Annotated in this window: 1 protein-coding gene; it reads right to left on the reverse strand. The window is 68.6% G+C overall.

Annotated elements, in window-relative coordinates:
- Positions 1 to 870: VOC family protein (locus tag Y703_RS18635; protein WP_081743440.1), on the reverse strand; the 870-nt coding region annotated here is incomplete at its 3' end.
- Between the last annotated feature and the right edge of the window lie 64 nt (positions 871 to 934).

Raw genomic sequence — 934 nt, forward strand, 5'->3', positions numbered from 1 at the left:
CCCGGCTCGCCGGTCGTGGGTGTATCCGAGTGCGGCGACCCAGAACGCGCGGACAGCGTCGACGTCGGCGGCGTCGAGGAAGAGCTGAGCGAAGCGCGGCAGGCCTGGATCGGCAGTGGCCCCGAGTTCGCGCGCAGCTGTCTGGAGGTTTGCGGCGAGGTCGGTGAAGTCGAGCTTGAGGCCATTGGCGTCGTCCTCCCACTGGTCCTTGCCGCTGTCGATGACCACGAGCCCTGGGCGCAGGTCGACCAGCAGAGGGAAGCCCGAGTCATCGCCGAGCGCCGCTGCTGCGGCGGCCAGGTCACTCTGCTGCGTTGTCGAGGTGATGCGGTAGCACGCCATTGCGCTGAACACCGCCTGCCAATCGGAGGTTCCGATCCTCTCGCTGAGCGCTGCGCCCGGCACCAGGTCAACCTCGTTGCCGTCGGGGTCGGTGTGACAGACCCCGTACGCTCCAGATGCTTCCCCAAGACTCGCCTGCTCGACCGCCGCGGCCGGCCGCACCACGTCGAGGTGGATGCGGTTCCGCACCGGCCGTGGCTCGGTCAACTGCTGGATCCGTATGGCGGGGTCGCGCCGCAACGGATCCACCAAACCGCCGTCCTCAGCAGGCGCGTAGTCGAGCGCGCGCTGCCAGAACCGCCTCACCAGAGACGGGTTCGAGGCTTCGAACACGATGCTCAGGTGCTGCAGCACTGCAGGGTTCGCGGCGAGCCCGAGATCTCGCGCGGCCGCCGACACCGCCTCTGCGTGCCCGTTTGAGTCAAGGCGCACGCGCATGCCTGTCGCGCGCAGGTCGACCACGATCCCCGGTGACAACTCCACGATGCGCCCGAACAGTGCAGCCCCTACCCGGCACTGTACAGCCATCCAGGCCGATCTCTCTCCGGTCAGCGGCCCATGTCTCCGGTCAGCGGTCATGTCCCGGCGGAAG

The sequence above is a fragment of the Arthrobacter sp. H20 genome (assembly GCF_000520515.1).
Lineage (GTDB): Bacteria > Actinomycetota > Actinomycetes > Actinomycetales > Micrococcaceae > Arthrobacter_D.